General features: G+C 68.3%; 20 protein-coding genes. 8 read left to right on the top strand and 12 right to left on the bottom strand.

Annotated elements, in window-relative coordinates; genetic code table 11:
• The first annotated feature begins 57 nt into the window (after positions 1–57).
• A complete protein-coding gene (locus Q0C57_RS14810) occupies positions 58–291 on the top strand; it encodes a DUF2158 domain-containing protein (RefSeq protein ID WP_296577205.1) in 234 nt (77 codons plus the stop codon).
• A 7-nt stretch (positions 292–298) separates the two neighbouring features.
• On the opposite strand, the gene Q0C57_RS14805 is transcribed toward Q0C57_RS14810, so the two are convergent.
• The 7 genes from Q0C57_RS14805 to Q0C57_RS14775 all read right to left on the bottom strand — a co-directional run bounded on the left by Q0C57_RS14805 (position 299) and on the right by Q0C57_RS14775 (position 6,944).
• Positions 299–541: a hypothetical protein gene (locus tag Q0C57_RS14805; RefSeq protein ID WP_296577204.1), complete on the bottom strand. Its 243-nt coding sequence runs from the start codon at positions 539–541 to the stop codon at positions 299–301.
• Between the two features lie 20 nt (positions 542–561).
• The gene (locus tag Q0C57_RS14800) at positions 562–1,293 is read right to left on the bottom strand and encodes a hypothetical protein (protein ID WP_296577203.1); all 732 of its coding nucleotides are present in this window, start codon (positions 1,291–1,293) and stop codon (positions 562–564) included.
• A gap of 451 nt (positions 1,294–1,744) precedes the next feature.
• On the bottom strand, positions 1,745–4,021 hold the full coding sequence (locus Q0C57_RS14795; RefSeq protein WP_296577202.1) for an EAL domain-containing protein: 2,277 nt from the start codon (positions 4,019–4,021) through the stop codon (positions 1,745–1,747).
• A gap of 178 nt (positions 4,022–4,199) precedes the next feature.
• Positions 4,200–5,438, bottom strand: coding sequence for a CCA tRNA nucleotidyltransferase (locus tag Q0C57_RS14790; protein ID WP_296577201.1), 1,239 nt, complete (start codon positions 5,436–5,438; stop codon positions 4,200–4,202).
• Positions 5,435–5,716 (bottom strand): DUF6111 family protein, encoded by a 282-nt coding sequence (locus tag Q0C57_RS14785; RefSeq protein ID WP_296577200.1) that lies wholly within the window; start codon positions 5,714–5,716, stop codon positions 5,435–5,437. The genes Q0C57_RS14790 and Q0C57_RS14785 overlap by 4 nt, the downstream gene beginning before the upstream one ends.
• On the bottom strand, positions 5,713–6,339 hold the full coding sequence (locus Q0C57_RS14780; RefSeq protein ID WP_296577199.1) for a CoA pyrophosphatase: 627 nt from the start codon (positions 6,337–6,339) through the stop codon (positions 5,713–5,715). Before Q0C57_RS14780 ends, Q0C57_RS14785 begins: the two co-directional genes overlap by 4 nt.
• Positions 6,340–6,365: 26 nt before the next feature.
• Positions 6,366–6,944: a DUF1285 domain-containing protein gene (locus tag Q0C57_RS14775; protein WP_296577198.1), complete on the bottom strand. Its 579-nt coding sequence runs from the start codon at positions 6,942–6,944 to the stop codon at positions 6,366–6,368.
• Positions 6,945–7,104: 160 nt separating this feature from the next.
• Here Q0C57_RS14775 and Q0C57_RS14770 point away from each other — a divergent pair, with 160 nt between their 5' ends.
• Genes Q0C57_RS14770 through Q0C57_RS14755 form a run of 4 tightly spaced genes read left to right on the top strand, consistent with a single transcriptional unit; the run spans position 7,105 to position 13,982 of the window.
• Positions 7,105–8,106 (top strand): MoxR family ATPase, encoded by a 1,002-nt coding sequence (locus Q0C57_RS14770; RefSeq protein WP_296577197.1) that lies wholly within the window; start codon positions 7,105–7,107, stop codon positions 8,104–8,106.
• A gap of 3 nt (positions 8,107–8,109) precedes the next feature.
• The gene (locus tag Q0C57_RS14765) at positions 8,110–9,048 is read left to right on the top strand and encodes a DUF58 domain-containing protein (protein ID WP_366937833.1); all 939 of its coding nucleotides are present in this window, start codon (positions 8,110–8,112) and stop codon (positions 9,046–9,048) included.
• Positions 9,048–11,897 (top strand): DUF4159 domain-containing protein, encoded by a 2,850-nt coding sequence (locus tag Q0C57_RS14760; protein WP_296577196.1) that lies wholly within the window; start codon positions 9,048–9,050, stop codon positions 11,895–11,897. Before Q0C57_RS14765 ends, Q0C57_RS14760 begins: the two co-directional genes overlap by 1 nt.
• A 3-nt stretch (positions 11,898–11,900) precedes the next feature.
• Positions 11,901–13,982 (top strand): hypothetical protein, encoded by a 2,082-nt coding sequence (locus Q0C57_RS14755; RefSeq protein ID WP_296577195.1) that lies wholly within the window; start codon positions 11,901–11,903, stop codon positions 13,980–13,982.
• A gap of 463 nt (positions 13,983–14,445) precedes the next feature.
• Here Q0C57_RS14755 and Q0C57_RS14750 read toward each other — a convergent pair whose 3' ends face one another.
• Together Q0C57_RS14750 and Q0C57_RS14745 are read right to left on the bottom strand one after the other, a co-directional pair.
• Positions 14,446–14,730 (bottom strand): peptide-binding protein, encoded by a 285-nt coding sequence (locus Q0C57_RS14750; RefSeq protein ID WP_296577194.1) that lies wholly within the window; start codon positions 14,728–14,730, stop codon positions 14,446–14,448.
• A gap of 79 nt (positions 14,731–14,809) precedes the next feature.
• Positions 14,810–15,322: a GNAT family N-acetyltransferase gene (locus Q0C57_RS14745; RefSeq protein ID WP_296577193.1), complete on the bottom strand. Its 513-nt coding sequence runs from the start codon at positions 15,320–15,322 to the stop codon at positions 14,810–14,812.
• Between the two features lie 190 nt (positions 15,323–15,512).
• On the opposite strand from Q0C57_RS14745, the gene Q0C57_RS14740 reads away from it, so the two are divergent.
• On the top strand, positions 15,513–16,838 hold the full coding sequence (locus tag Q0C57_RS14740; protein WP_296577192.1) for an MFS transporter: 1,326 nt from the start codon (positions 15,513–15,515) through the stop codon (positions 16,836–16,838).
• Between the two features lie 4 nt (positions 16,839–16,842).
• On the opposite strand, the gene Q0C57_RS14735 is transcribed toward Q0C57_RS14740, so the two are convergent.
• The gene (locus Q0C57_RS14735) at positions 16,843–17,319 is read right to left on the bottom strand and encodes an NUDIX domain-containing protein (protein ID WP_296577191.1); all 477 of its coding nucleotides are present in this window, start codon (positions 17,317–17,319) and stop codon (positions 16,843–16,845) included.
• A gap of 172 nt (positions 17,320–17,491) precedes the next feature.
• Between Q0C57_RS14735 and Q0C57_RS14730 the strand changes: the two genes are divergently transcribed.
• Together Q0C57_RS14730 and Q0C57_RS14725 are read left to right on the top strand one after the other, a co-directional pair.
• On the top strand, positions 17,492–17,614 hold the full coding sequence (locus Q0C57_RS14730; protein WP_296577190.1) for a hypothetical protein: 123 nt from the start codon (positions 17,492–17,494) through the stop codon (positions 17,612–17,614).
• An 85-nt stretch (positions 17,615–17,699) separates the two neighbouring features.
• Positions 17,700–18,548, top strand: coding sequence for a metallophosphoesterase (locus Q0C57_RS14725; protein WP_296577189.1), 849 nt, complete (start codon positions 17,700–17,702; stop codon positions 18,546–18,548).
• 65 nt (positions 18,549–18,613) lie between these two features.
• Here the strand turns inward: Q0C57_RS14725 and fliJ are convergent, their stop codons facing one another.
• Positions 18,614–19,033 carry a flagellar export protein FliJ gene (gene fliJ / locus Q0C57_RS14720; RefSeq protein ID WP_106749041.1) on the bottom strand — a complete coding sequence of 140 codons (420 nt, stop codon included), beginning with the start codon at positions 19,031–19,033 and terminating at the stop codon, positions 18,614–18,616.
• A gap of 204 nt (positions 19,034–19,237) precedes the next feature.
• Entirely contained in the window at positions 19,238–20,554 is a 1,317-nt protein-coding gene (gene fliI, locus Q0C57_RS14715; protein WP_296577188.1) for a flagellar protein export ATPase FliI, read from the bottom strand.
• Positions 20,555–21,036: the final 482 nt, after the last annotated feature.

Here is a 21,036-nt window from a genome sequence, read left to right as displayed (position 1 = left end):
GTGATAGGCCCGTCACGGAGTGCATCTAGGGTAGCCTCGCACCCAATGGAGGCTCCCATGACTTTCTCACCCGGCGATATCGTTACCCTCAAGTCCGGCGGCCAGGCCCTCACCATTACCGCCATCGACAGCGAAGAGGCCACCTGTATCTGGCTCGGCGAGGAGGGGGACCTCTTCCGCGAAGCCATCCCGCTCATCGCCCTCCAGGCACTCGACCTCGATGAGGACGAGCAAGAAGACGAGGATGACAGCGAAACGGACGCGGAGGACGAGGAGGAGGCCGCGGCCTGACCCCTCGTTAGTCCGCTGTCGGAAGGCGGCGCATCGTGAATTCGATGCGACCGTCATCGAGTTCCCGCCAGAACTCGACCTCGGTCAGATAGGCGGCGCGGGGAAAGCGATCCAGGATTTCCCGCGCCTTGATGCGGGCCACATCCAGCGGCAGCACGAAGGTTTCGCGTTTCCAACCGTCCGAGGCGCGGTTTCCGGATCCCGGCGCGCGGCGGAAGGCATCGAAAGGCTTGCGGCTGCCGGATCTCATCGCCATCGCCTCCCGACGTTTCAGGCGGCAGCGGCTTCTCCGGCCGCCGGCACCGCGACATGGTCGCGCCGGGGGGCGCGAGGACGGCGCGGCCCGAACAGGCGATCCTGCTCTTCCCGTGACGACGCCATGAACGGATAGCGACTGTAGACCCTTTGCCGCATCAACGGAAAGGACACGCCCATCAGGTTGATGGGGCTCTTCAGGTTCGGATAGAGGCGCGGCTCGCCCACCGGTTCCATGAACAGCAGGCGGCGGTAGAAGGCCCTGTGCTCGGTCCTGACCGTGGCCAGGGCATAGTCTGCATCGGCATGTTCGGAGGCCAGCATGCCCATGCGCACGGTCGCATAGGGCAGCCCCGGGTAGAGTCGCGAGAATTCCTGGTCAACGACAAAGCGGGTCGGGTCGACGATGGTCTCCCCGGCAGCGATGCGGGCGCCGAGGATGTCACTGAAAACGGCCAGGGCGGGCGCGAAAGGCATCTCCGCGGTCGCCACGTGCACACGGATGGAACTGGCGAGGACACCGTCGATATAGAGCCCGAAAATCGAGACGTTTGGAGCGCTGTCGAAATCATCCTCGAACAGGCCCGTCGCGTTCGGTGCGATCGCCCCCTCGCGCAGGTAGCACTCGTATCGCAGGCGAAAGACGGCGCTGCGGTCCTCGTCCGACTGGATCCGCCGGTAGGCGATCCGGCCGATGAGATCAGCGACGTTCCGTGAAAACGAGCCCTCGGCATTCACCGTCGTCATCTGCCATGCCCCACGAGAAGCGTTCACACCCGCTGCTAACGTGCGATTGATGTTAATGCTTTTTTACCCGGTGGGAAGTGTTTGGTTAAATCATCGTTAATGCGGTCGCAGAATCGCAATTAAATACAACGATCGTTATGATGATACCGCTCTCGGCGCCGCGTCTTTACTCTATCGCATCGCGGCATCACCACGGTGGGGGTCGTGATGGAAACGCGGGTCCGAGGGATGGGAACAACCGTTTCCCCGCATGGAATTTGCCGTCTTGCGGAGAAATCACGATCCTAGAATGCATTTTTTTGCCGACAGACCCGCGCCAGCGCCGTCGGTCCTGGTCTTATTGCAGCGCAAAACCGGCCTGCTGCCGGCAGCCGAAACGGGGCTGCCGGCAGCCCGCCGAAAGTCTTTCGTGTGAATACCGATGACGTAACGTCAGTATAGCCTGTCGCTCTCAGGCGGCGCGCGCCAGAAGATCCTTGCCGGACCGGCCCATCAGGGCCCTCAGCTGGCCATCGGGAATGGCGGGGCTGAGGACAAAGCCCTGAACCTCGCCGACGACACCCGGCGCGTCGATCATCTTCAGCTGTTCGAGCGTCTCGACGCCTTCGACGACCACCGAAAGGCCAAGTTCGGATCCCAGCCGCGTCACGCCGCGCAGCAGCTTGGCGGCCTTGCGGTCGCTGGTGATGTTGCGGACGAAGGAGCGATCGATCTTGACCTTGTCCAGCGGGAATTTGTGCAGATAGCTCAGGCTCGAATAGCCCGTGCCGAAATCGTCGAGCGCCAGCCTGACGCCCATCGCGCGCAACTGCGCCAAGACGGACAGGACGCCCTCCGAATCCTGCAGCAGCAAGGTCTCGGTGATCTCGAGTTCGAGGCGGTCGGGTTCGAGCCCAGTCGTTCTCAGGGTCTCGGCGACCAGGGCCACCACATCGTCCCGCTCGAACTGCACGGAGGACAGGTTGACGGATACACGGATCCGGTCAGGCCAAGCGACGCAGGCCTGGCAGGCCTTGCGCAGCACCTGACGGCCGAGTTCGATGATCAGCCCGGTTTCCTCGGCCACCGGAATGAACTCCGCCGGAGAAATCATGCCGCGGATCCGATGAGGCCATCGCACGAGGGCCTCGCAGGTCGAGATGGACAGCGACTTGAGATTGAGCATGGGCTGGAAATAGACCGCCAGTTCCTCGTTCTGGATCGCCTTCCGCAGATCCATCTCGATGGCCCGGCGCGCCTGGGCCTGACGATCCATTTCCTCTTCATAGAAGTGCAGGATGCCCCGGCCACCCGCCTTGGCGCGGCTCAGCGCCATGTCGGCACTCTTCAGCAACTGATCCGGCTCGCGCCCGTCGCGCGGCGCCAGCGCGATGCCCACCGACGCCCCGCTGGCGATCGGCTTGTCGTCGATCTGAGAGATGTCGGCGACGGTCTCGATGATCCGCGCCGCCAGCGTCGTGACGTCGTTGACGCTGCGCGCGCCGCTCTGGAGGATGACGAACTCGTCGGCGCCGAAACGGGCCACGAGGTCGTTCTCCCCCACGGCGAAGCGCAGGCGGTCGGCGACTTCCACGAGAAGCGCATCACCAGCCGTGTGGCCGAGCGTGTCGTTGACCTGCTGGAAATGGTCGAGATCGACGAAGAGCACCGCGAGCATGTCCTCGTCGGTGGTCAGGGCGAGGGCCGTCTCCAGACGCTCTTGGAACAGCGAGCGGTTCGGCAGGCCGGTAAGGGCATCATGGCGCGCCATATGGGCGATCCGTGCCTCGGTGCGCCGCTTTTCGGTGATGTCCTCGATGGCGACGACAAGGCCGCCCGTTTCCATCGGCTGGAAGGTAAGGTCGACATTCCAGCCATTGGCCTGGAGTTCGAATTGTTCGCGCGTCCGTCCGTGAACGCGGCGTGCCACCGCGTCGAGGACCCGGCCGGCGTCACGCTCGCCGAGGATGCCCAGATCGACATAGGCGGCGACGATCGCCTCGACGCGGGCGCCTTGCGCGAGGCTGTCGGGGTCGAGCGGCAGAATCTGCGCCCAGCGCCGGTTGACCACCACCAGGCGTCCTTCGGCATCGAACATGGCGAGACCATGCGGCATGTTGTTGAGGGCGGTGTCGAACCGGTCGGCGAGAAGTGACACGTCGCGCTTGGCGATGATGGCGTTGAGGAGGATCTCGCGAAGCCGGCGGGCGATGCTGCGGACGCTGCCGAAGAAGGGAATCGCGAAACAGGCGAGGACCATGTAGTCCCACACGCCTGTCATCATCATGCCCACCACCAGCGGGGCGCAGAGCAGGGCGATCTGGTTGTCGACGAAGGGGCCGTTGGCGAAATTCCGACCGGTGACCCCGACCATGTAGGACAGTGCGACCGACACGCAGAACAGGTGAGCGGCCATGGACTGGGTCAGATTGAAGGTTGCGAAGCACCACAGTCCGATCGTGAAGACCAAGAGATTGGCGCCGATCGTATATTCGCGCTCCCAGCGGAGTGCCTGTTCATGGGTGACGACGTCGGCACGCACGCGTCGATAGGCCAGCATCCGAAGCGTGCGCACAAAGCCGATCAACGCGACGGCGAAGGGAAAGGCGATGAGCACAGGGTGCCCGGTCAGGTGCGCGGTGTAGATGGTCCCGGCCAGGGCCGCGACCACGCCGAGCAGCAGCGAGCGCACGTCCTCGTAGAGCGAGTCGACCATCGAAACATAAATTTCGACGGGCAGTTCGCGCATCATGTCGCTCGATGACTTGCCCTGAACGAACGCCATATCAAAAATGGACCACCGGGGGATCTGCTCCGAGCGGAGAGGCTTGCCAACGAAATCAATCAAAAAAAACTTGCCTATCAATTAATTGGCACGAGATGGTTGCTAGCACTCCTGCACCAGTCCGGCGCCGGCGCCTGTCCCCTCACCCCCTGCCCTCACCGAGAACCTCGTCCACCAGCGCGGCGACACGATCCCGTGCAACGGGAAAATCGGCTGCCATCCAGCGGGCGCGGATGAGGCTGAGTACGGTGCCAAGTGCGGGACCGGCGGTGAGGCCCCGGCGCTGGAGATCCTCGCCCGAGACCGGGAAGTGCGGCGCCGTCCAGCGCTCGGGGAGGGCGAGGAGAGCGCGCCAGGCCGCATCGGCGGGCTCGGCCGCCGAGCGGGCGAAACCGACCAGGACCCGGTCGCGGAAACCGCGCGGCCCGACGGCATAGAGAAGCTGCTTGGCGGCGGCCAGGCCGGCTGCGGGATCGAGGCGCCAGCCGTGGCCGATGCCGTCCAGGCGGCGGAACTCGGCATTGGACAGGGCCAGACGCTCGCGTAGCCGCAGCGCGTCCTCCCGGGTCAGAATCGCGAGAGAAGCCAGGCGCTGCACGGGATCGGCCGCCATCGCCAGTGCCGACTCAAGGGCCACCAGCCGGTCGAGGCCGGCCACCATCGGCACACCGCCGAGCACCTGGCCGAGGAGCCCGCAATCGGCCATGGCCTGCAGCGTCGCGCCGGCGCGCGGGGCGACGACAAGCTTCATCATCTCCGCGCGCAGGCGCTCGCGCGAAAGGTCGGCGAGCCCTTCCCGTTCAGCGATGCAGGCCGACAGCGCCGCCCGGTCGACCGCGCCGCGGGCATAGGTGGCATGGAAGCGGAACAGGCGGAGGATGCGCAGCCGATCCTCGCGCACGCGCATGAGCGCCTCGCCGATGAACCGCACCTTGCCATCCGCGAGATCCCGCCGGCCGCCGAAATAGTCGCAGAGTTCGCCCTCCGCCGACAGGCTCATGGCATTGATGGTGAAGTCGCGCCGCGCCGCATCCGCCTCCCAGTCACGGCCGAAACGCACGACAGCCCTGCGTCCATCCGTCGCGATGTCCTGGCGCAGCGTCGTCACCTCGTAGCCGGTGCCGTCGACCACGATCGTGACGGTGCCGTGGGCGATTCCGGTCGGCACGACCTTGAACCCGGCTCCGCCCGCCCGCGCCGCGACGAGGCCCGGTTCGGCCGTGGTGGCAAGGTCGATATCGCCCGGCGGCAGCCCGATCAGCCAGTTCCTGACCGCTCCGCCGACGACGCGAACGGCATCGCCTTCGACACTGATCGCCCGGATCAACTGCGGCACATGCCCTGCGGCGAGCCAGTCCGGCAGGGGCGGCAGGGCGGTCATCGCGGCGCCGGATCGGGCCGCCGCTCCATGCGCGCGGGATGGAAGACGCCGTTCTCAACCCGGGCGGGGCGATAGACCACGTTGGGGTCCCGCACCTGATAGGCGAGGTGATAGAGGAAATAGCCGCCGCCGAGCATGATGCCGAACAGGCCGAGCCAGATCACCGGCTGGCGGTCCCAGTGCTCCTTCAGGAAGGGGCTCTTTTCCTTGACGTGCAGCCAGATGAAATAGAGCACGAAGGGCAGGATGAAGAGCGCCAGATTGACCACGATCCTCATGTCTCGTCCCCGGTCTCCGCTTCCTCGCTCAGGCGTTCCCACAGATTGCGCAGGATCCCGGCGGTGATTCCCCAGATGTAGCGATCCTCGAAGGGCATGGCATAGAAGTGCCGTGTCTGACCGTTGAAGTCGCGCGACTTTCTGTGATGGTTGCGCGGGTCCATCAGGAAGGCCAGCGGCACCTCGAAGGCGTCCGCCACCTCACGCGGGTTCAAGGTCAGCGCGAAAGGCGGCGAGACGAGCCCGACCACCGGCGTGATCAGATAGCCCGTCCGCGACAGGAACGGCAGGAGATAGCCGAGCGGGCGTACGTGATGGCGTGACAGCCCCACCTCCTCCTCGGCCTCGCGCAGCGCCGCGTCCAGCGGCGTCGCATCGCCCGGCTCGATCTTGCCGCCGGGAAAGGCGATCTGGCCGGAATGATCCGGCATGTCGCTGGAGCGCTGGGTCAGGAGGATGGTGGGGACGGGCCTGGCGACCACCGGGATCAGCACCGCTGCAGGTTTCGCAGGGAGACCTTCGTTGACCGTGTGGTCGCCGAGGTCCGGGCCGTTGCCGAGACCGCCGAACAGGTCCTGGCGGACCGAGGGCACGGTCAGGGACAGCCGGCGGGTAACGACCATGCTGAATGCGTCGGACGACAGGGGAATCACGTCAGGCCCTCGATCTCGGCCGCATCCACCATGGGATAGAAGGTTCCCGCAATGGAAATTCCGAACCAGCGCCGACCGTCCCGGACGGCCACCTCACCGAGGCTCGCGAGATCGTGAAAGAGGGCGCGCGACACCCGCGCCCAGAGGTCGCCGCGCACATGCACATAGGGCTTGACCCCGTCGGTGCCGGCCTCCTTCTCGAACCGGATCGGATGGTCCTCGCCGACCTCGATCCAGTCGTCGACCTGGGTGCGGAAGGCGATGCGCCGGCCGGCGCCATTCCCCTCCACGCGCATCTCGACCGCCGCGAAGGGCGCGTCGTCGACGACGATCCCGATCTTCTCAACCGGCGTGACAAGAAAGAAACGCCCGTCTTCACGCTTCAAAACCGAGGAAAACAGCTTGACCAGGGGCATGCGGCCGATCGGGGACTTGAGGTAATACCAGGTGCCGTCCGCGCCGATCCGGATGTCGAGGTCACCGCAATAGGGTGGGTTCCACAGATGGACCGGCGCGCCGCCGCCGCCGCCGCGGACCTGCGCGGCGATGGCGTCGAGCCCGCCCGGCGGGGACATGACAGGGGTCACCCTCGGCACCTCACGATTGAGTGAAACACGTCTCAAAACGGCCCTGCTCGTGCGCCAAGCCTGTGACGAACGTAAGTCTCGACTATCCCCGCCGCAACGCATGGGCCATGATGCACTGCGATGAAACGCAGCCTCGAAGGGAGTGACCATGACCGCCGAGACCGCTGAACGCATGGAAGACGCCATCGTTCGTGCCGCGGAGACGACCGCCGCCCAGATCCGCACGGCGCGCAGCCATATCTCGACCGTCATTTTCGGCCAGCAATCCGTCATCGACCGGGCGCTGATCACGGTCCTGTCGGGCGGCCACGCGCTCCTCGTTGGTCTCCCGGGCCTTGCCAAGACGAAGCTTGTCGAGACCATGGGCACCGTCCTCGGCCTCGACGCCCGGCGCATCCAGTTCACCCCCGACCTCATGCCCTCCGACATCCTCGGCTCCGAGGTGCTCGAGGAGGCGGCGGGCGGCAAGCGCGCCTTCCGCTTCGTCAAAGGACCGGTCTTCGCCCAGCTCCTGATGGCCGACGAGATCAACCGCGCCTCGCCGCGCACCCAGTCGGCCCTGCTCCAGTCCATGCAGGAACACCATGTGACGGTGGCCGGCGAGACCTATGACCTGCCGCGGCCGTTCCACGTCCTCGCCACCCAGAACCCGCTGGAGCAGGAGGGCACCTACCCGCTGCCCGAAGCCCAGCTCGACCGTTTTCTCATGCAGATCGACGTCGACTATCCCGACATCGAGGCGGAGCGGAAGATCCTGTTCGACACCACCGGTTCCGAGGAATCGCGCCCGAAACAGGCGCTTAGCGCCGAGGATCTCATGGCAGCCCAGCGCCTGGTGCGCCGGTTGCCCGCCGGTGATTCAGTGGTCGAGGCCATCCTGCAGCTCGTCCGCTCCGCCCGCCCCGGCGCCGCCAAGGGCGAACTCGCGGGCGCCATCGCCTGGGGTCCCGGCCCGCGCGCCTCCCAGGCGCTGATGCTTGCCGTCAGGGCCCGCGCCCTTCTGGACGGCCGTCTCGCGCCGTCCATCGACGATGTCGTGGCGCTGGCGGAACCGGTCCTCAAGCACCGCATGGCGCTCTCCTTCTCCGCCCGCGCCGACGGGCTGACGGTGGAGAAGACCATCGCCTCCCTGGTCAAGCCGATCAGCTGAACCATGGCCCTGTACGACCTCGCCCAGACGGACAGTCGCGAGGATCACGCCAGTCGGCTGATGCGCGACGGCGAGATGCTGGCGGCTGCCCTGCCGCGCCTGGTGCTGGAGGCCCGCCGCGTTGCCTCCACCGTCGTCCACGGCCTGCACGGCCGACGGCGGGCCGGATCGGGCGAGAATTTCTGGCAGTTCCGCCGTTTCTCCAGCGGCGAGCCGGCGAGCCGCATCGACTGGCGCCGCTCGGGCCGCGACCAGCATCTCTACGTGCGCGAGCGCGAATGGGAAGCGGCCCATACGGTGTGGATCTGGCCGGATTGCTCCGCTTCCATGCAATTCGTCTCGCCCCTCGCCTGGGAGACCAAGCGCGACCGCTGCATCGTCCTCGCCTTCGCCCTCGCCGAGATCATGGTGCGCGGCGGCGAGCGGGTCGGCATTCCCGGCATCATGCGACCCACCGCCAGCCGCGCTATCATCGACCGCATGGCCGATGCCCTGCTGTCAGTTCCCGATCTCGCCGCCGCGAGCCTGCCGCCGCGCGCGCCGGTCTCACGCCTGTCGGAAGTGGTCATCCTTTCCGACTGCCTCGTGCCGGTCGAGGCCTTCCGCAACGAGGTCAAGGACCTCGCCTCATCCGGCTCGCGCGGCCATGTCCTGCAGATCAACGATCCGATCGAGGAGACCTTTCCGTACAAGGGTCGCGTCGAGTTCGAAGAGCTGGAGGAGAGCCTGTCCATCACCGCCGGCCGGGCCGAGACCTGGCGTGACGATTACGTCGCGCGGCTCGCCGCCCACCGCGCGGCGCTGCGCCAGGAATGCGACAGCCGCGGCTGGAGCTTCGGCATCCACCGCACCGACCAGCCTCCAGCCACGGCCATCCTCGCGCTGCATCAACGCATGGGGCCCGGATCGCGGGACCTCGGCCCCCGGGTCGGAGGCGCCTGATGCTTGGCCTCCCCCTCGCCTTCGCCTCGCCGCTCGTCCTCTTCGCCCTCGCCGCCCTGCCGGCGCTGTGGTGGCTTTTGCGGCTGGTGCCACCGCGTCCCCGCCGTGTCCGCTTCCCCCCGACGCGCATCCTCATGGACATCGCGCCGAAGGAGGAGACACCGTCCAACAGCCCGTGGTGGCTGACGCTGCTGCGACTGCTGCTGGCCGCCATCATCATCTTCGCCATGGCCGGCCCGTTGTGGAACCCGCCCGCCGCGACCTCCGGCTCGCGCGGGCCCGTCCTCGTGATGATGGATGACGGCTGGCCCTCGGCCGCCTCCTTCGAACAGCGCCAGCGGGTGGCGGGCGAGATCGTCGCATCCGCCGAGAGCGCCGGCCGCGCCGTCGCGCTGGTGCCGACCGCGCGTCCGGTGATCGACATCGCGTTGGAGACCCCCACCGCGGTGCGCGAGCGGCTGCGCTCGCTCGAGCCGCTGCCGCACACGCCCGACCGCAGCGCCATCCTGCCGGCGCTGCAGAAATTCCTCGCCGCGCAGGCGGATGCCGAGATCGTCTGGCTGACCGACGGCATTGACACCGGCCGCTCGGAGGCCTTCATCGGGCAGCTCGCGCCGCTCGTCCGCGGCCGCAACGTCACGGTCTTCGACGGCGGCACGCCGGTGCCGCTCGCCCTCGCCGGAGCCACCAACACCGCCGGGGGCTTTACCGCGAAAGTGCTGCGCGCCGAGGGCGGGCCCGCCCAGCCCGGCCGCGTCAGGGCCCTCGACAGCCGCGGTCTGCCGCTTGGCGAGGCCGCCTTCGCCTTCGAGGACGGCAAGACCGAGGCCGATTTGCGGTTCGATCTGCCGGTGGAAATCCGCAACGAGATCACCCGGATGGACATCCTGTCCGAGCGATCGGCCGGCGCCGTCCAGCTCATCGATTCGCGCTGGGCACGCCGCACCATCGGCGTCGTCTCCGGGGCCACGGCCGACACGGCGCAGCCGCTGCTCTCGCCGACCTATTACCTCGGCCGGGCGCTCGACCCCTTCGCCGACATCCGCACCGTCGAGGGGGCATCGCCCTCCGAGGCCATCGTCCGCTTCATCGAGGGGCGCGTGCCGATGATCGTGCTGACCGATGTCGGCACCGTCACGCCGGTGGCGCGCGACGCGCTGAATCGCTTCCTCGACAATGGCGGCATCCTGCTGCGCTTTGCCGGAACGCGGCTGGCCGGCGCCCAGAACGACGACCTCGTGCCGGTGCGGCTGCGGCGCGGCGGCCGTCAGCTCGGTGGCGCCCTGTCCTGGGAGACGCCGCAGGGCCTCGCGCCCTTCAGCCGCGAGAGCCCCTTTGCCGACATTGCCGTGCCGGCGGACGTGCGGGTGCGCCGGCAGGTCCTGGCCGAGCCCGACGGTCTTCTTGCCGACAAGACCTGGGCGCAGCTTGCCGACGGCACCCCGCTCGTCACGGCGGAGAAGCGCGGCCAGGGCCTTCTCATCCTGTTCCACATCACCGCCGACACATCGTGGTCGGATCTGCCGATCTCCGGCGCCTTCGTCGACATGCTCAAGCGGATCGCCGGTCTGTCGGCCGCGGGGCGCCCGGCCGCCGAGGGGCTCGCCGCCGTTCCCGGCCAGCCGCGGGCAAGCGAGCGGATCAGCCCGACGCGGGTACTCGACGGCTTCGGTGGATTCGTGCGTCCTCCCGCCACGGCCAAGCCGATCCCCGCCGACTGGCGCGAGGCGGCCACCTTCGACTTTCCGCCGGGCTTCTACGGCCCGCAGGAAGGCACGATCGCGGTCAATGTGCTGGCGCCCGATGAAAGGCTGAAACGGCTCGACGTGCGTCCCCTCAATGCCACGATCGAACGATATCGTCTGGGTGAACCCGTCGACCTCCGTTCCCCGCTGGTGGTGACCGCCCTGATCCTCCTCCTCGCCGACGGCCTCATCGTCTTCCTGATCGCCGGTGGCCTGGCGCGCCTGTCCTTCGGCCAGCGCAGGCGCGCCGCCGCCTGGCTCATCCTCCTCGGCGGCGCCCTGGCGCTCGCTGCGCCTGGGGCGGAGGCCCAGACCCGGCGCAGCCAGGAGCGCCCGATCGTCTCCACCGGCAATGCCGCCGACGACGCCGCCCTCCGTGCGACGCAGGCGACCCGCCTCGCCTATGTCATCACCGGTTCGCGCGACATCGACGACGTCTCCCGCGCCGGGCTCGAGGGCCTGACACGGTTCCTTTCCGCCCGCACGGCGCTTGAGCCGGCCCAGCCGCAGGGCGTCGATATCGCCCGCGACGAGCTCGCCTTCTTTCCCGTCCTCTACTGGCCGGTGGTGGCGGGCGCCGAGGAGCCGACGCCGCAGGCGCTGCTCAAGCTCGACGCCTATATGAAACAGGGCGGCATGGTGATCTTCGACACCCGTGACGCCCTCACCGCACGGCCTGGCCAGACGAGCCCGGCCCAGGCGACGCTGCGCCGCATCCTCGCCGGCCTCGACATCCCCGAGCTGGAAGCCGTGCCGCGCGACCACGTCCTTGCCCGCGCCTTCTTCATCCTGCGGGAATTTCCCGGCCGCTATACCGACGGCACGACCTGGGTCGAGGCCATCCCGCCGGCAACAGACGAGGAAGCGGCGCGTCCCGCCCGCGCCTCCGATTCCGTTTCGCCCATCATCATCTCGTCCAACGACCTCGCCTCCGCCTGGGCGGTCGACCGCCAGGGCAATCCCCTGCTGCCGGTGCAGGGCGAGGCGCGCCAGCGCGAACTGGCGTTCCGCTTCGGCGTCAACATCGTCATGTACGCGCTCACCGGCAACTACAAGACGGACCAGGTGCATGTGCCCGCCCTGCTCGAACGGCTGGGGAACTGAGCCATGACCCTCGGCATCGTCTGGTCACCCATCGTCCCGCTCTGGGCGCTCGGCCTCGCCGCGCTCGCCGTCGCCCTCGTCGCCGGCCTGCTCCTCGTGTCGCGGACCCGCGGCGCCTGGTGGCGCATCGCCGCCATGGCGCTGGCCATCATGGCGCTCGCCAATCCGGTCTTCACGCAGGAGGACCGCGACCCGCTGCAGACGGTCGTCGCCGTGGTGTTCGACCGCTCCGCCAGCCAGTCGCTCGCCGACCGCACCCGCATGACGGACGAGGCGAAGGCCGCCCTGGAGCGCGCCTTTGCCCGCTCGCCGGGCTTCGAGGTGCGCTGGATCGACGCTGGCGCCTCCGACGGGCAGACGGACGGCACCCACCTCTTCGAGGCGTTACGGTCGGGCCTCTCCGACGTCCCTGCCGAGCGTGTCGGCGGCGCCATCCTCGTCACAGACGGTCAGGTCCACGACGTCCCAGCCCAGGCCGCCGCCATCGGCTTCACGGCGCCGGTCCATGCGCTCGTCACTGGCCGCTCGACCGACCGCGACCGCCGGGTCGTCCTGACCCAGACGCCGCGCTTCGGCATCGTCCAGCAGAACCAGACGATCGGCTTCCGCGTCGAGGACAACGGCACCGGCGGCGCGGTGGCCCAGGCTGCCGTCACCATCAGCCGCGACGGCGAGGTCATTGAGCGTCGCACCGTGACGACCGGCACGACCACCAACATCTCGGTCCAGATCACCCATGCCGGCGCCAACATCGTCGAGATCGAGGTGGACGGCCTGCCGGGCGAACTCACCCCCATCAATAACCGCGCCGTGGTCGTCATCGACGGCATCCGCGAGAAGCTGCGCGTGCTGCTCGTCTCCGGTGAGCCTCATGCCGGCGAGCGCACCTGGCGCAACCTGCTGAAGTCCGATGCCGGCGTCGACCTCGTCCACTTCACCATCCTGCGCCCGCCGGAGAAGCAGGACGGCACGCCGATCAACGAGCTCTCGCTCATCGCTTTCCCGACCCGCGAGCTCTTCCAGATCAAGATCCGCGAGTTCGACCTCATCATCTTCGACCGCTACGCCCAGCAGGGCGTGCTGCCGCTGCTCTATTTCGACAACATCGCCCGCTATGTCCGCAACGGCGGCGCGTTGCTGATCGCAGCCGGCCCCGAACACGCCACCTCCGCCTCGATCAACGACACGCCGCTGGAGAGCATCCTGCCCGCCGCGCCGACCGGCGAGGTCATGGAGCGCCCCTTCCATGCTCGCGTCTCCGACCAGGGCCGGCGCCATCCGGTGACGCGCTCGCTGCCCGGCATGGTCGCCGAGGGCAATCCGCAATGGAGCCGCTGGTTCCGCCTGATCGAGAGCCGCCAGCCGGCCCAGGGCGCCATGACCGTCATGGACGGGCCTGATTCACGCCCTGTCCTGATGCTAACCCGCCAGGGCGAGGGCCGCGTCGCGCTGCTCCTCTCCGATCATATCTGGCTCTGGGCCCGCGGCTACGAGGGCGGCGGGCCGCATCTCGAACTGCTGCGCCGCCTGTCGCACTGGCTGATGAAGGAGCCGGAGCTGGAAGAGGAGAGCTTGCGCCTCGCCGTGCGCGGCCGCCAGCTCGCCGTCGAGCTGCAGACCATGGCCGAGCGCCCCGAGACCGTGACGCTGACCCGTCCCTCCGGCACCAGCCTCACCGTGGCGATGCAGGATGCCGAGCCGGGCCTGTGGCGCGGCCAGATCGACATCACCGAACTCGGCCTCTGGCGTGCCCAGGCCGGGCGGCTGACACGCCTTATCAATGTCGGCCCGCCCAATCCGCGCGAATTCACCGACGTGACCTCGACCCTGCGGCTGCTCGAGCCGCTGGTCCGCGCCACCGGCGGCGGCCTGTGGCGCATTTCGGAAACGGGAACCCTCTCCATCCCGCGCATCGTGCCGACGCGCTCGGCAAGTTCGCTGCGCGGCGAGGACTGGATGGGGATCCGCCAGCGTGACGCCTCCGTGGTGCGCGGCATCGGCATCCTGCCGGCCTTTGCCGGCCTTCTGGGCCTGGTCCTGATGCTCGGCGCCCTGACCGCGGTCTGGGCCCGCGAGGGGCGATAAGCCTCCACGCGGGCCGGAGCTCACATCGCGAGCCTGGCGTTCAACCCTGTCAGTTGGCGGGGCGGCGCGGCCGTCCGAACACGCGCCGACCCATGGCGCGCTCGCCGCGCCTGGCTCTCCGGCGGCTCTGCCGTGAACCGAGGCCGATACTGCGGCCGGCCCGGGTGACACCCCGGTTGGCGGCGCGGCCGGTGCGGGTCACCGCCCGTCCGGCCCTGCGGGCACCCTGCGTAACCCAGGACGCTTCGGCAGGGGCTGCCAGCGCAACGACCGGCAGTGCGAAAAGTGCCATCAGCAAATTGCGTCGCATCATCATCCGTCGATCCTCCCACGAAGCAGGGACCGTGGCCTGCGAAATGGCGACCCCGGGCCTTTGCCAAGCGGACCGTGGGCCGAGCCCGCCGTCAAGGCAGGGCAAGCCGCTCGGGCAGCGCCCGTCACGCCGCACGGCTGGCAGGCTGCGTCAGAAGCAGGCGATGAACTCGCGATAGACCCAGCCGAGCGGGTCCCCGGAGCCGCGGTCGGCCACATAGGCCCAGGGTCGGCCGCGATGGTCCTCGCGCACCCGTAGCCGGGTGACGAGACTGCCATTGCGGATGCGCCCGATAACTTCGCCGTTCGGTGCGTCGCGGATGTTGAGCGGAGTACCGGTCGGGTCCATTACGCGGCAGCGCGCGGATTGCGCCTCCGCACCGGAGGAAAGACTGATGACGGCGAGGCCGGCTGCAAGGGTGGCGGTGCGGATCATGACGGGCTCCCGTCCCAGGACATGACTGTTGTCGAGCCGAGGCACTGCCTCTCGATGTCGCCAAGCGAGGGCGTCTGTTTCAACGGGCCGCCGCCGCCCCCCGCACCGCCCCCGCGACACCGGCGAATGCACCCTCCACCAGTTCGGCCACCAAGAGCCGTGCCGGGTCGACCGGCCCGGGCAGCAGGAGGCGGCCCGGCGGCACCACCGCGAAGCCGAAGCGCTCGTAATAGGGCGCATCGCCCACCAGCATGATCAGGCGATGGCCCTCGTGCCGCGCCTGGTCCATGGCGCGGCGCATCAGCGCCCCGCCGATGCCCTTGCTCTGGAAGGCCGGGTCAATGGTGATCGGGCCGAGCAGAACCGCCGGCACGCCCCGCCCGATCTCGATCGGCGACAGGCGGATGGAACCGACGAGCAGCGTGCCGACCCGCGCGGTGAAACACAGGTTGGCGAAGGAGGGCACGCCCTCGCGCAGGCGGAAAGCGGTGCGGGAAAAGCGCCCAGGCCCGAAGGCGCGCTCGTGCAGCCGCTCGATGGCGGCCTGATCGGTAGGGCTCTCGGGATGCAGGTCGAGCGACAGGTCGGGCATGGCACGGGCGTCCAACGGCAGGAGGCGAACGAAATCTCGGGCTTCAGGCAATCATGCCGGCCGTCGTCGTCGCGCGATCCGCGGAAATGCGCTGCCCATCATGACAGCGCGCATAGCATGGAGGGCGGGATGCGTCACCCTCCCGCCGGTGCAACGGCGCCCCGCCGCAAGAGGCCCGGCATTTCGTGCGATGGTTCACGCGAGAGCGAACCACGCGCCGGCGCCCACGGGCATCGTCGCAGGGATCGACGGGGATGGCAGCGGCATGGGCGGCACGGCGGCAAGGGACTTCTTCGGCTGGAAGGTGGTCTGGGCCGCCTTCACCCTGGCCATCTGCGGCTGGGGCCTCGGCTTCTACGGACCGCCGATCTACCTCCATGTCCTGAACGAGAGCCGCGGCTGGTCCGTCGGCCTCGTCTCCCTGGCCATCACGGTGCACTATCTCGTCGGCGCCGTGACGGTGGCCAATCTTCCGGCCATCTATGCGCGCTGGGGCATCGCCCGCTCCACCCGTGCGGGCGCCTGCGCGCTCGGCCTCGGCGTCCTCGGCTGGAGCCTTGCCGCAGCGCCCTGGCAGCTCTTCATTGCCGCCGCGGTCAGCGGCGTGGGCTGGGTGACGATGGGATCCGCCGCGGTCAACGCCATCGTCTCCCCCTGGTTCGTGCGCAACCGGCCCGCCGCCCTCGCCCTGGCCTATAATGGCGCGAGCCTCGGCGGTGTCCTCGTCGCTCCGCTCTGGGTCGTCACCATCGGCTGGCTCGGTTTTCCCCTCGCCGCGGCCCTCATTGCCGCCTGCGTCATCGCCGCCATGTGGGTCCTGGCAAGCCGCGTCTTCGTCCATTCGCCCCTGTCCCTCGGCCAGGAACCCGACGGCGACGCGCCAGGCACACCCGCCGCGCCGGGGCCGACCTCGCCGCTGGCGGTGCCGCTCGCCGGCGCGGCCGTCTGGCGCGACCGCCCCTTCCTGACGCTGGCCGCCGCCACCTCCCTCGGACTCTTCGCCCAGGCCGGCCTCCTCGCGCAGCTCTATTCCCTGATCGTCCCGCCGCTCGGCGCCCTCGGGGCCGGCATCGCCATGGCCCTCGCGACGGTGGCGGCGGTCTGCGGCCGGACGCTGCTCGGCTGGATGATGCCGGGCCACGCCGAGCGACGCCTGTTCGCGGCGATGAGCTATGCCGTCCAGATCGCCGGCTGCCTCGCCCTGATGGCTGCAGGCGGGAGCGAGACCTGGCTTATCTGGGCCGGCGTGGCGCTGGTCGGCCTCGGCATCGGCAATCTCATCTATCTCCCGGCCCTGATCGCCCAGGCCGAATTCGTCCGGACCGACGTGCCCCGCGTCGTCGCCCTGACGGTGGCCATCGGCCAGGGCGTCTACGCCTTCGCGCCGGCCGCCTTCGGCCTTCTGCGCGAGGCGACAGCGGAGGCCGGATCCGGCAACGCGCCCCTTGTCTATGCCGCGACCGCCGCCGGATTCGTCCTCGCCATTGTGACCCTTCTGGCGGGGCGACGCCGCTGACGCCTCACCAGTGGGGACTGCGCGGGCACCCCTCGAACAGTTCGGCGATGCGCTCCCGCGTGCCCCGTGTCACGCCCTCGGGCAGGGCATCGCGCGGGAAGAAGCCCGCTTCGAGGATTTCCCGCGTCGGCACGAAGGGCGAGGGCTGCGCGAAGGCGTCGACGCGGAACAGGGCGACATGGTCGCGCCGGGAGGTCCTCAGATTGAGAAAGAGGCCGCAGAAAGCCGGCGGGCCGGTCATGACAACATGCGCCTCCTCCCGCAGTTCCACCGCCAGCGCTTCCTCCACGGTCTGCCCGACCTCGACACCGCCGCCCGGAAAATGCCAGCCGGGCGTATAGCTGTGGCGAATGAGGAGGAGCCGGCCGTCGGCATCGACGACGCAGGCGCGCACGCCGAGCGTCATGCCGCGGGAGAACCGCCAGTAGAGATGGAGAAGGGGGGTCAGCGGGGAGCGCCGGTCGGGACTGCGCAGGATCATCGGCGTTCTCATCACTGTCGCGAATGAAAGATTGCGGTTTCATGAAGGTCCGCGATCAAAAATGCATGGCAGGCCTCGCGGTGCAAGCACTTCAAAAATGGGCTCCGGGCGCCTAAATCTGCACCATGTTGCGCTGCACAATTAAGCATCGCGCCCATTTGAGGAGCTTTTGATGCTCATTTCACTGATCAGTGCGCTGGTGAAGCGTCGACCCACCTTCCATTGGCAGCCCTCGATCGAGATCCGTGACGGTGCCACGGCCGCCGCCCTCGGCATCTACAACGCGCGCCGCTGACACGCGGTCGGCGCCGCGTCGGGTCGTGCTGGCGCAACCGGCACGGCTGGACAGGCACTGGCGACCTCAAGCATAGGGAGAGGCCATGTTCCGCCTCGCCCATCTCTCCGATCCGCATATCGGCCCCCTTCCGGACGTGTCCTGGCGCCAGCTTCTCGGCAAGCGCCTGACCGGCTATCTCAACTGGCGGCGCAACCGGGCAGCCCATCATCGCATGGACATCCTCGACCGGCTGCTGGACGATATCGCCCACGCCGAGGTCGACCATGTCGCGGTGACCGGCGACCTCATCAATCTCGGCCTCGCCGACGAATACAAGGCGGCGCGGGCGCTGCTCTGGCGCGTCGGCCCGCCGGACCGCGTCAGCTTCGTCCCCGGCAACCACGACGCCTATCTGCGGGAGACGGTACCGGGCATCGTCCATCACTGGCGCCCCTGGTTCCTGTCCGACGGCGTCGCCGAGACCGACGGCGGCTATGCGTTCCCTTTCACGCGGGTGCGCGACCGGGTCGCCCTGATCGGCGTCAACAGCGGCGTTCCGACTCCGGCCTTCCTCGCCACCGGCCTGCTTGGACCCCGGCAAATCGCCGCGCTCGCCGACGAGTTGGAGATGCTGGGACAACAGGGCCTTGCCCGACTGGTGCTGATCCACCATCCGCCCTTCGACATCGGCTTCCAGAAGCGGCTGAGCGACCATCGGGAACTCGCCGCCATGCTGGCCAAGGTTGGTGCGGAAGCGGTGCTGCACGGCCATACCCACAAGGGCACGCTGCGGGAACTGCGCGGTCCGCACGGCCCCATCCCGGTCATCGGCGTCCCCTCGGCCTCGGCCGCGCCCGGCAGCGGATCCGACCCGGCGGCCTGGAACCTCGTCACAGTCACCGGCGAGCCCGGAGCCTGGCAGGTCGCCGTGGAGCGCCGGCCGGTCATCTGAACCCCGGATATGCGAAAGGCGCGGCTTTCACCGCGCCCTGTGCAAACCCGCCATATCCCGCCGCTTCAGGCGCCGAGATAGGCGCCACGTCGGGAAAGACCGATGCGGTCCATTTCCGCCTGCTCGCGCACCGCATCGGCGGCACGATCGCGGGCGCTCTCGCGCTCGTCGAGGATTTCGACCTTCTTCAGCTCCTCGAAGGCCTCGGCGAGAGCCGCCTTGGCATCGTCAAGCTGCCCCTTCAGTTCGCCGGCCGACCCCATCAGGTTGTCGCGCCGCTGGCGCGCCGCCTTGGCATAGGTCGGATAGGCATAGTGCGCCGGGTCGTGCACGTTGGCCCGGGTCTGTTCGGCCACGATCTCGCGGTCGAGTTCGTTCGCCATGCGCTCGAACTCGGCGATCATCATCTCGATCTGCGCGACCTGGCGGCGCTTTTCATCGACCTGAAAGCGCTTCAGGCGGATCAAAGTCTCTCGCGACTTCATCGACTCGTACTCCCAGAAGTCCCCTTATTCCGCAAGACACACACACGTCTCACGGTCGTCCGCGACAGCCGCACCACGGCCGCCTTACCCCTAATGAAAACTGAAGCTAGGCCCACGAGGTTGAGATTCCGTTTCCGGAAACGACGATTCATGGTAAACGGGCATTCATAAGTCGCGCCATTCATTGGGGAATTTCGCCCCGACTCATGCGCCGGCAACCTCCAGGATCTCGGCGAGCCGGCGGTAGCCCTCGCGGATCGACGCCTGCTCGTCCTTGCCCTGGCCGAGGAAGGCCTCCAGCGCCGGCTGCAGCCGGATCGCCTCATCGACCTCTGCCGAGGATCCCTGCCGGTAGGCGCCGAGCCGGATCAGTTCCTCCATGTCGGCATAGGTCGCCAGAGTCCGCTTGGCCTTCTGGATCACCGGCCAGAACTCCGGATCGGCGGAACGCGGCATGGTCCGCGACACGCTCTTCAGCACGTTGATAGCGGGATAGCGTCCGCGCTCGGCAATCGACCGTTCCATGACGATATGGCCGTCAAGGATGCCGCGCACCGCATCTGCCACCGGCTCGTTGTGATCGTCGCCGTCGACCAGCACGGTGAAGATGGCGGTGATGGCCCCCTCCCCGGCCCCCGGGCCGGCGCGCTCGAGCAGCCGCGGCAGTTCCGAGAAGACCGTCGGCGTATAGCCCTTGGCGGTGGGCGGCTCGCCGGCGGACAGGCCGATCTCGCGCTGCGCCATGGCGAAGCGCGTGACTGAATCCATCATCAGCATCACCTGCTGGTCCATGTCGCGGAAATATTCGGCGATGGAGAGGGTGAGATAGGCGGCCTGCTTGCGCATCAGCGCCGGCTCGTCCGAGGTGGCGACGACCACCACGGACCGGGCGAGCCCCTCCTCGCCGAGATCCTCCTGCAGGAATTCCTGGACCTCGCGGCCACGCTCACCGATGAGGCCGATCACCGCGACATCGGCATCGACATTGCGGGCGATCATCGACAGCAGCACCGACTTGCCGACCCCGGAGCCGGCGAAGATGCCCATGCGCTGGCCGCGGCAGCAGGTGAGGAAGGTGTTCAGCGCCCGGACACCGAGATCGAGCGGCGCGCCGACCCGGCGGCGGGTATGGGCCGCCGGCGGATCGGCCCGGTAGGGCATGGGAAAGCCACCCTGCGGCAGCGGCCCCTTGCCATCGATCGGCTCGCCCAAGGCATTGACCACACGCCCGAGCCAGCCCTGGCAGGGTCGCACGGCGGCCGGTGCCAGCGAGACCATTGCCTTGCAGCCACGCCGGACACCCTCGAGTCCGGCAAAGGGCATCAGCAGCGCCTGGTCGCCGGCAAACCCGACGACCTCGCAGGGAATCGGCCGCGCACCGGTCTCGACTGTGACCCGCGCCCCGACCGACATGGCATGGATGGGACCTGCCGCCTCGATCATCAGGCCGCGCACTCCGGAGACGCGGCCATAGATCGAGACGGAATCGATATCGGCGATGTGGTCGGCGAGGGCGCGCATGAATGAGCAATCCGTGACAGGATCCCCACATTCCCGCCGGGATGGTCAACGAAGCGTTAACGAACCGGGCCGGGTAAACGGCAGGCGGCAGAATTTGCCCATCGGCCATGGAATTTGGCCGGTCACTCTTGCGCTTTGCGAGGCTCGGTCGGCAATGTTTACCCGCTGTTAACCATGAGCCCGGTAGAAGCTGCCCATCGGCCGCTCACGCCCCTTCCCCGCAGAGCTGCCGATAGGAGCCTTCAGCCGCCGCGACGGGGCTCCGAAACCGCCGAAGTTTAACGATCACGGGCCAATGCGAGTCAAAGTAAAGGCAACCGCCGCCCGGATTGCGCCCTGTCGGGTAACCCTTCCTTAACCCGGCCCGTTAATGATCCCTAGCAGCCGATTAAAAGGCATCCGTGACCGTGAGGGGTTCGTTTGGAACGACCCACTGCGGACCCTGGTCGCGGAAAGGCAGGACCCGGACTCGACGAGACGGC

This window comes from Phreatobacter sp. (assembly GCF_022843985.1).
In the GTDB taxonomy this organism is placed as follows: domain Bacteria; phylum Pseudomonadota; class Alphaproteobacteria; order Rhizobiales; family Phreatobacteraceae; genus Phreatobacter.
The sequence above is the reverse complement of the archived record's forward strand: the minus strand, read 5'-3'. Positions and strand labels throughout refer to the sequence as shown.

Excerpts from the sequence above, each read along its gene's own strand:
- Q0C57_RS14810 (WP_296577205.1), top strand. The coding sequence starts at position 58 with ATGACTTTCTCACCCGGCGATATCGTTACCCTCAAGTCCGGCGGCCAG.
- Q0C57_RS14805 (WP_296577204.1), bottom strand. The coding sequence starts at position 541 with ATGAGATCCGGCAGCCGCAAGCCTTTCGATGCCTTCCGCCGCGCGCCG.
- Q0C57_RS14800 (WP_296577203.1), bottom strand. The coding sequence starts at position 1,293 with ATGACGACGGTGAATGCCGAGGGCTCGTTTTCACGGAACGTCGCTGAT.
- Q0C57_RS14795 (WP_296577202.1), bottom strand. The coding sequence starts at position 4,021 with ATGCGCGAACTGCCCGTCGAAATTTATGTTTCGATGGTCGACTCGCTC.
- Q0C57_RS14790 (WP_296577201.1), bottom strand. The coding sequence starts at position 5,438 with ATGACCGCCCTGCCGCCCCTGCCGGACTGGCTCGCCGCAGGGCATGTG.
- Q0C57_RS14785 (WP_296577200.1), bottom strand. The coding sequence starts at position 5,716 with ATGAGGATCGTGGTCAATCTGGCGCTCTTCATCCTGCCCTTCGTGCTC.
- Q0C57_RS14780 (WP_296577199.1), bottom strand. The coding sequence starts at position 6,339 with ATGGTCGTTACCCGCCGGCTGTCCCTGACCGTGCCCTCGGTCCGCCAG.
- Q0C57_RS14775 (WP_296577198.1), bottom strand. The coding sequence starts at position 6,944 with ATGTCCCCGCCGGGCGGGCTCGACGCCATCGCCGCGCAGGTCCGCGGC.
- Q0C57_RS14770 (WP_296577197.1), top strand. The coding sequence starts at position 7,105 with ATGACCGCCGAGACCGCTGAACGCATGGAAGACGCCATCGTTCGTGCC.
- Q0C57_RS14765 (WP_366937833.1), top strand. The coding sequence starts at position 8,110 with ATGGCCCTGTACGACCTCGCCCAGACGGACAGTCGCGAGGATCACGCC.
- Q0C57_RS14760 (WP_296577196.1), top strand. The coding sequence starts at position 9,048 with ATGCTTGGCCTCCCCCTCGCCTTCGCCTCGCCGCTCGTCCTCTTCGCC.
- Q0C57_RS14755 (WP_296577195.1), top strand. The coding sequence starts at position 11,901 with ATGACCCTCGGCATCGTCTGGTCACCCATCGTCCCGCTCTGGGCGCTC.
- Q0C57_RS14750 (WP_296577194.1), bottom strand. The coding sequence starts at position 14,730 with ATGATCCGCACCGCCACCCTTGCAGCCGGCCTCGCCGTCATCAGTCTT.
- Q0C57_RS14745 (WP_296577193.1), bottom strand. The coding sequence starts at position 15,322 with ATGCCCGACCTGTCGCTCGACCTGCATCCCGAGAGCCCTACCGATCAG.
- Q0C57_RS14740 (WP_296577192.1), top strand. The coding sequence starts at position 15,513 with ATGGTTCACGCGAGAGCGAACCACGCGCCGGCGCCCACGGGCATCGTC.
- Q0C57_RS14735 (WP_296577191.1), bottom strand. The coding sequence starts at position 17,319 with ATGATCCTGCGCAGTCCCGACCGGCGCTCCCCGCTGACCCCCCTTCTC.
- Q0C57_RS14730 (WP_296577190.1), top strand. The coding sequence starts at position 17,492 with ATGCTCATTTCACTGATCAGTGCGCTGGTGAAGCGTCGACCCACCTTC.
- Q0C57_RS14725 (WP_296577189.1), top strand. The coding sequence starts at position 17,700 with ATGTTCCGCCTCGCCCATCTCTCCGATCCGCATATCGGCCCCCTTCCG.
- fliJ (WP_106749041.1), bottom strand. The coding sequence starts at position 19,033 with ATGAAGTCGCGAGAGACTTTGATCCGCCTGAAGCGCTTTCAGGTCGAT.
- fliI (WP_296577188.1), bottom strand. The coding sequence starts at position 20,554 with ATGCGCGCCCTCGCCGACCACATCGCCGATATCGATTCCGTCTCGATC.